Source organism: Cyclonatronum sp. (genome assembly GCF_022565315.1).
Taxonomy (GTDB): domain Bacteria; phylum Bacteroidota; class Rhodothermia; order Balneolales; family Cyclonatronaceae; genus Cyclonatronum.
Genome location: NZ_JAIUMX010000151.1, coordinates 1 through 7,274 on the forward strand (window position 1 = coordinate 1; position 7,274 = coordinate 7,274).

Sequence of the window (7,274 nt, forward strand, 5' to 3'; positions counted from 1 at the left end):
CAGCAGCTGTACCGGGCCCGGAAGATGCTCGATCAGATCAGTCAGGTTTCACGGGTTGGCGGCTGGGAAATTGACCTGATACGTAACCGCATGACCTGGTCGAAAGTGACCCGCGAAATTCATGAAGTGGGTGATGACTTCATCCCCAACCCTGAAAATATTGTGCAGTTCTATAAAGAAGGCGAGAACCGGGAACTGCTGCGGCAGCTGAGCTTCGATGCCATGAAATACGGCCGCTCGCTCGATCATGATTTTCAGATCATTACCACAACCGGTAAAGAAGTCTGGATTCGCGTAATTGCCTACTCTGAATTTCATAAGGATAAGTGCGTGCGCCTGTATGGCACCATTCAGGATGTGGATGCCGAAAAGAAAGCTGCCCTCGAGCTCATCGAATCCAAACGGCAGGCAGAAGCCGCCAACGTGGCAAAATCTGAGTTTCTGGCCAATATGAGCCACGAAATCCGCACTCCGCTCAACAGCATCATCGGCTTTTCGGAGCTGCTGCTGCAAAGCGAGCTCGATGAGGTACAGGGGCAGTACCTAAACTCAGTCCATAACTCAGGCGTAGTGCTGCTCGAGCTCATCAACGATATTCTCGATTTCTCAAAGATTGAAGCCGGCAAGCTTGAGCTCTACATTGAAAAAACGGACTTTGTGGAAATGTGCGAGCAGATTGCGGATATCCTACGCTACAGAATAGCGAAAAGCAATCTGGAGTTTTTACTTAACCTCGATCAGAAATCACCTCCGTTTATCTGGGCCGACTCTATCCGGTTAAAGCAGGTCGTGATTAACCTCCTGGGCAATGCTGCCAAGTTTACCGAACAGGGCGAAATCGAGTTTTCAGTATTGGTGATAGATGAGCACACCCCGCCCGAAGGCCTTCATACTGTTACCCTGCGTTTTGAAGTTCGTGATACCGGAATCGGCATAGCACGACAGAAGCAAAATCAGATTTTTAACGCCTTTGCGCAGGCCGACGGCTCAACTACCCGCAAATACGGCGGCACAGGGCTGGGGCTTGCTATCTCAAACAGCCTGCTGCAACTCATGGACAGTACCCTCGAGCTTGAGAGCGAGGAAGGGAAAGGCAGCCGGTTCTGGTTTGATGTAACCCTTCCCTATAGCCGCGAAAAACGTGCGGAGAGCTACGATCTTGAGAAAATTTCTTCGGTGCTTATTGTTGATGACAATGACAATAATGCCCGCATCCTCCAAAAAGTGATGGAAAGCCGCAACATTTCATGTACTGTTTTTAGCAGCGGCGAGCAGGCTATAAAACACCTCAAAAGCTTCTCTGGCAGTTATGATGCGCTGATTTCCGATTACCATATGCCCGAAATGGATGGTATTGAAATGATCAGGAACATTCGGGAAGATCTTGGCATTAACTCGCAGCAACTTCCGATTCTGCTGCTGCACAGCGATGCCAACGATAAAGTCATCTTTAAAGCCTGTGCCCGGTACGATATTCAGCGGCAGATGAGCAAACCGGTAAGCAGCAAACAGCTTTATGATGCACTCGCCCGATTGCGCTCTGTTGCAGCGGTAACCAAAGGAGCTGCCAAAGATTTAAAGCCGCACTGGGTTACAAGCCGGATTTTCCGCGTACTTATTGCCGACGACAACCGCGCAAACATGGTTCTCGCACGGGCACTCGTAAAAAAGTTTATGCCCAATGCCCGGATTTCTGAAGCCGCTGACGGTAAAGAGGCTGTACTCCTCTATCAGGAAGACCGCCCCGACCTTATTTTAATGGATGTACAAATGCCCGAAATGAGCGGTTATGAAGCAACCGAACGCATCCGTTTTAATTACCTTGACGACAAAACCATCATCATTGCCCTAACAGCCGGCGCAGTTAAAGGAGAAAAAGAACGCTGCCTCGAGGCCGGCATGAACGATTACCTCAGCAAGCCCATAAACGTAGGCGAGCTCGAACGGCAGCTAAAATATTATTTAGGGAATAGCTGAGCCCCGCTTCCGTTCTCTCTTTTTTTTGACGGGATGTGTGATGATGACGAGCCCTGCGCCGGGTTACTGACAGGTTTTTTAGTCTGTTCATTTGGTTCATTTTTTATTGAACCTTTTAAACAATGTGCGTATATTTGAATATGGATATTACAAAAGACAAATTAGCCTTTATTGAAGAGTCCGGGCTTCTGATGGAAACCTTCGGACTCACCCGCATGGCCGGGCGCGTTTTCGGTTACCTGATGGTGTGTGATCAAGATGCCGTCTCCTTCGATGACATCCGCGACACCCTAAGTGCCAGCAAGGGCAGCATCAGCGCTACCATGAAAATGCTGGTGAATACGCACTTCATCGAAGCCGTGAGCCTGCCCGGCGACCGTAAAACGTACTACCGCATCAGCCGGAACCGTCCCGGAGACCTCATCCGAAGCCGGTTCAGGCTGTTCGACCTGTTCGGAGGGCTGCTCGACAAAGCCGCGCAGCTCAAAAACCGAAACGACGAAACCGGCGCATGGCTGCAGGAAACAGCCGGATTTTACCGGTGGATTCAGCAACCGATTGAAGAAGCCATCCGGCAATGGGAAAGCAACCCGAACATCGCCGCACACGCAACACGGGAAAACGGCACCAAAACGCGCGACGGCTGAGAACCCCATCACCCTACACCCCCTTCAAAAACCATGAAACCAACCGTGCTTATGTTCATCCTGCTAAGCCTGCTGCTGAAGACAGCCGCCGCACAGGATGCAGATCCCAAAGAAATCATCCGGCAGATGGATCAGACCATGCGGGGCGAATCGAGCTACGCTGAAATGACCATGACCATCGAGCGCCCCCGCTATACCCGGGAAGTGAGCATCCGCAGCTGGGCGCTGGGCAACACGCACTCCATGATTCTGATTACCGCACCCGCCCGCGATGAGGGCACGACCTTCCTCAAGCGCGACAACGAAATCTGGAACTACGTACCAGGCGTTGACCGCACCATCCGCATGCCACCCTCCATGATGGCCCAATCGTGGATGGGCTCCGATTTCACCAACGACGACCTCGTGCGCGAAACCTCCGTTATTGATGATTACACCCACGAGCTGCTGCGCGAAGAAACCGTTGACGGGCGGCAGGCCTGGGTGATCCGCCTCGTGCCCGACCCCGATGCCGCAGTAGTTTGGGGCCACGTATTGATGTGGATCTGCCAGACCGACTTCATTCAGCTGCGCGTCGAGAACTTCGATCAGCGCGGTGAACTTGCCCAAACCATCCTCTTTGACGACATCCGGACCCTCGGCGGCCGCACCCTCCCGGGGCGGCTCACGGTTATCCCCGCCGACCGCGATCAGAAAACCGTGCTGCAATACCGGGAGCTCCGCTTCGGTATTCGTGAAGGCGAAGATTTCTTCACCCAGAGAAACATGCAGCGGCTGCGCTAAGCAGAAAAACGAACGCCTTTTTCACCCCGCTCTTACCCGAAACCCCCTGCCGGCATCACACCGGAAATCCGGTTTATGACCGGGCAGGGCCTTCAACTCCTCAAGCTTATGTATCTGAAACTTGCCTGGCGGAACTTGTGGCGGAACCCCAAACGCTCGCTCATCACCATTTCCGCCATCGTGTTTGCGGTTTTTGCCGCCATCCTCATGCAGTCGCTCAACCGCGGCTCACATGAAATCATGGTGGATAACATGGTGCGCTTCCATACCGGCTATGTGCAGCTGCAGGATTACCGCTACGACGAAGAAGCCTCTCTCGACAATGCCTTTCTGCTGGATGAAGCGCTGCTGCGCGAAATCAGGGAGGCACATCCGCGCATCGGCACGCTCATCCCGCGCATTGAAACCTTCATGCTGGCCGGCAACGACCACGCAACACGCGGCGCGCTGGTACTCGGGATTGAGCCTGAGCAGGAGCACGCCTTCAACGGGCTGAAAGACCTGCTGATTGAAGGACGCTTTTTTGAGCAGGGCGAGCAAATGGCCGTAATCAGCGAAGGGCTGGCCCGGCGGCTGCAGCTCCGCACCGGCGACACCATCCTGCTTTTGGGTCAGGGCCGCTTCGGGATGTCGGCCAATGCACTGTACGAAATCAGCGGCATTGTGCAGCACCCGCTGCGCGACCTGAACAATCAGATGGTGTACCTGCCGCTGGCTGAGGCGCAGTTCCTGCTGTCTGCCGAAGAACACGTAACCGCGCTGCTCATCGAAATGGATGCCGACCGCCACAAAGATGCCGTCGCGGCCGCGCTGAACAGCCGGCTGCACGAAGCCGATCTCATCGCCTATACCTGGCCCGAAATGATACCCGAGCTGCTTCAGCTGCTGGAGTTCGATCTTGCCGGCGCCTACTTCCTCGGGGCGGTGCTCTATCTGGTGATCGGCTTTGGCTTCTTCGGTACCATCCTCACCATGACCCTGGAGCGGATGCGCGAATTCGGCATGCTGCTTTCCGTAGGCATGAAGCGCGGCCGCCTTGCCCTGGTCGTTTTCTGGGAAACCCTCATGCTCAGCATCATCGGGGTGCTCTCGGGCATTGGCGTTTCCTGGCTGCTGCTGCTGTACCTGCACTACAAACCCATACAGCTCACCGGCGACGTAGCCGAAGCCATTACAGAAATGGGCTGGGAGGCAGTGCTGCCGGTTTCCTTCGCCGCCGATCAGTTCTACATGCAGGGTGTGATCGTATTTGGCATTGCGATGGTGGTCTTCCTCTTCCCGCTCATCAAAATTTTCCGGCTCAATATTCTTGATGCGTCCCGAACCTAACCCACGGCCCTCCCCATGAAAATGATTTTAACCATCGCCTGGCGCAACATCTGGCGCCATCCCGGCCGCAGCGGCGTGCTGATTGCGGCTATTATCGCGGGCCTCTGGGCCGGAGTTGTAACCGTAGGCACCATGAACGGCCTGCTGCATCAGCGGGTGAATTATCTGATTGAAAGTGAAATCACGCACCTGCAGGTGCATCACCCTGAGTTCCTCACCGAGCGCCGGCCGGCCGATACGCTGAGCAGCACCGCAGCCCTGTTCCGCTTTCTGGACGAAGACAGCCGCGTTCAGGCCTGGGCACCCCGCGTACTGGCTGATGCCATGCTGCAATCTCCGGTAAAAACCTCGGGCGTGCGCGTACGCGGTCTTGATCCGCAGCGGGAAATCAACACAACCACTTTCCATGAGCGCGTTACGGAAGGCAGCTACCTGAATACGGAGGGCATCCGCAACCCCGTGCTGCTGGGCGAAGCTCTGCTGGAACAGCACCGGCTGCGGATCGGCAACCGGATTGTGCTCACCTTCGAAACCGCGGAAGGCGAACTTACTTCAGCGGCCTTCAACATTGTGGGGCAGTTTCGCTCGGCCTCTACCGAGTATGATGAAACGACCGTGCTCGTACGGGCATCGGACCTCGCCCGGCATCTCTCCGAAGTGCCGCTGTATCATGAAGCCGGCGTTTTGCTCTACGATATCGACGATGCCCCGGCACTCGCCGAAGCCCTTAACGCGGCCTTCCCGGAAATCCGCGCCCAGACCTGGACCGAGATTTCCCCCGAGCTCAGCACCCTGGTGCAGCTGGGCGGGCTGATGCTGTATATCGTAACCATGATCATCATGCTGGCGCTGGCCTTCGGCATCCTCAACACCATGCTCATGGCGCTGTTTGAGCGGATGCGGGAAATAGGCATGCTGCTGTCTATCGGCATGAGCCGCGTCCGCATTTTTATGATGATAGTACTGGAAGCCGTGCTGCTAACCCTCACCGGGGCAGCGGCGGGTTTCGCCCTCGCGCTGCTGAGCATCCGGCACTTCAGCGCAAGCGGGATCAACTTCGAAATGTTCGCAGAAGGAACCGCCGAGCTCGGCTGGGATCACCTCGTGTTCCCCATACTCAGCACCGGCGAATTTGTGAGCATCGGCCTGATTGTGATTTTCGTGACGCTGCTGGCATCTTTGTATCCGGCGATAAAAGCGACAAAAATTTCGGTGATCCAATAAATCAGTATGTCAGTATGTCAGTATGTCAGTGTGTCAGTGTGTCGATAGTTGTTTAATTCTAAGAGAGCTTTTTTTGAAAGGAATTCGTGTTTTGTAGCTCTAATGTGAAGCATACTTTTCATTTGACTGAAACTAATTTTGATTTATTATGAGTCACGGGTTGAACAACAATATTTATAACAAAGCCTACAAGTTTGCTGTGCAGGTTGTTTTCCTGCACAAGCAACTTAATAGTGTGCATAAAGAATATGCGATGGCCCGACAAATTCTTCGGTCGGGAACAAGCATTGGTGCCAATATAGCGGAAGCAAACGGAGCGATTTCAAAGGCTGATTTTAACGCCAAGATGTACATTTCTTATAAAGAATCTTTGGAAGTTAAATACTGGCTAAACCTTTTGAAGGACACCGGGTATTTGACAAAGGAACAATTCGAGAAAATGTATCAGGACGCTGATGAACTGAGTCGAATACTCTACACAATCGTCAGAAGAGCTGAACAAAAACTTTAGATTCAATTTGATTTTATTTTTTTCAAAAAACGTGAACTTATAATTCAAATCCACTCAGATACAAATTACACCTGTATCTGAAAAATGACACACTGACATACTTAAATACTGACATACTGAAAAAAAATGAGTATCGTAAAAACCTCCAGTCTCTCTAAAATCTACAACCCCGACACCGTTCCGGTGCATGCGCTCAAAGATGTTTCGGTTTCTTTTGAGAAGGGGGAATTCACCACCATCGTCGGGCCTTCGGGTTCCGGTAAAACGACGCTGCTCAATATGCTGGGCGGGCTTGATAAGCCTACCTCCGGTACTGTTGAAGTGGACGGCAACAACATCACCGGCATGAAAGACAGTGCCCTGATTGATTTCCGCCTGCAAAACATCGGTTTCGTTTTTCAGCACTACAACCTGATTCCGGTTTTCACTGCGCTGGAGAATGTGAGCTTCATCATGCTGCTGCAAAACCGGAGCAAAGCTGAGATGGACGAGCGTGCGAAGGCGCTGCTCGAAGCCGTGGGGCTGGGCGACCGCTTTGATGCCCGGCCGAAGCAGCTGAGCGGGGGGCAGCAGCAGCGGGTTGCCGTTGCACGTGCCCTGGCATCCGGACCGAAGTTCATCCTCGCTGATGAGCCTACCGCCAATCTCGACTCGGCCTCGGCCATGAACCTGCTCGACATCATGGAGAAAATGAACCGCGAGCAGAACATCACTTTCATCTTCTCCACGCACGATCAGCGCGTAATCGACCGCGCCCGCCGGGTCGTAACCATGGTTGACGGCGCCATCCACAGCGATGAGCG

7 protein-coding genes are annotated in these 7,274 nt (G+C 53.5%); all 7 read left to right on the forward strand.

The genetic code is table 11. The features are described 5' to 3' along the window. The coding region (locus tag LAT75_RS14645) for a response regulator (protein WP_291483427.1) at positions 1–1,977 on the forward strand (1,977 nt) is incomplete at its 5' end. A gap of 140 nt (positions 1,978–2,117) precedes the next feature. Then, entirely contained in the window at positions 2,118–2,624 is a 507-nt protein-coding gene (locus LAT75_RS14650) for a hypothetical protein (RefSeq protein ID WP_291483428.1), read from the forward strand. Positions 2,625–2,657: 33 nt separating this feature from the next. Next, entirely contained in the window at positions 2,658–3,407 is a 750-nt protein-coding gene (locus LAT75_RS14655; RefSeq protein WP_291483429.1) for an outer membrane lipoprotein-sorting protein, read from the forward strand. Between the two features lie 108 nt (positions 3,408–3,515). Continuing rightward, entirely contained in the window at positions 3,516–4,736 is a 1,221-nt protein-coding gene (locus LAT75_RS14660; protein WP_291483430.1) for an ABC transporter permease, read from the forward strand. 15 nt (positions 4,737–4,751) lie between these two features. Further along, positions 4,752–5,960, forward strand: a complete 1,209-nt coding sequence (locus tag LAT75_RS14665; RefSeq protein WP_291483431.1) for an FtsX-like permease family protein — start codon at positions 4,752–4,754, stop codon at positions 5,958–5,960. Positions 5,961–6,108: 148 nt separating this feature from the next. After that, positions 6,109–6,471, forward strand: coding sequence for a four helix bundle protein (locus LAT75_RS14670; RefSeq protein ID WP_291483432.1), 363 nt, complete (start codon positions 6,109–6,111; stop codon positions 6,469–6,471). A 126-nt stretch (positions 6,472–6,597) separates the two neighbouring features. Next, on the forward strand, positions 6,598–7,274 hold a 677-nt coding region (locus LAT75_RS14675), incomplete at its 3' end, for an ABC transporter ATP-binding protein (protein WP_291483433.1).

Excerpts from the sequence above, each read along its gene's own strand:
- LAT75_RS14655 (WP_291483429.1), top strand. The coding sequence starts at position 2,658 with ATGAAACCAACCGTGCTTATGTTCATCCTGCTAAGCCTGCTGCTGAAG.
- LAT75_RS14670 (WP_291483432.1), top strand. The coding sequence starts at position 6,109 with ATGAGTCACGGGTTGAACAACAATATTTATAACAAAGCCTACAAGTTT.
- LAT75_RS14665 (WP_291483431.1), top strand. The coding sequence starts at position 4,752 with ATGAAAATGATTTTAACCATCGCCTGGCGCAACATCTGGCGCCATCCC.
- LAT75_RS14650 (WP_291483428.1), top strand. The coding sequence starts at position 2,118 with ATGGATATTACAAAAGACAAATTAGCCTTTATTGAAGAGTCCGGGCTT.
- LAT75_RS14660 (WP_291483430.1), top strand. The coding sequence starts at position 3,516 with ATGTATCTGAAACTTGCCTGGCGGAACTTGTGGCGGAACCCCAAACGC.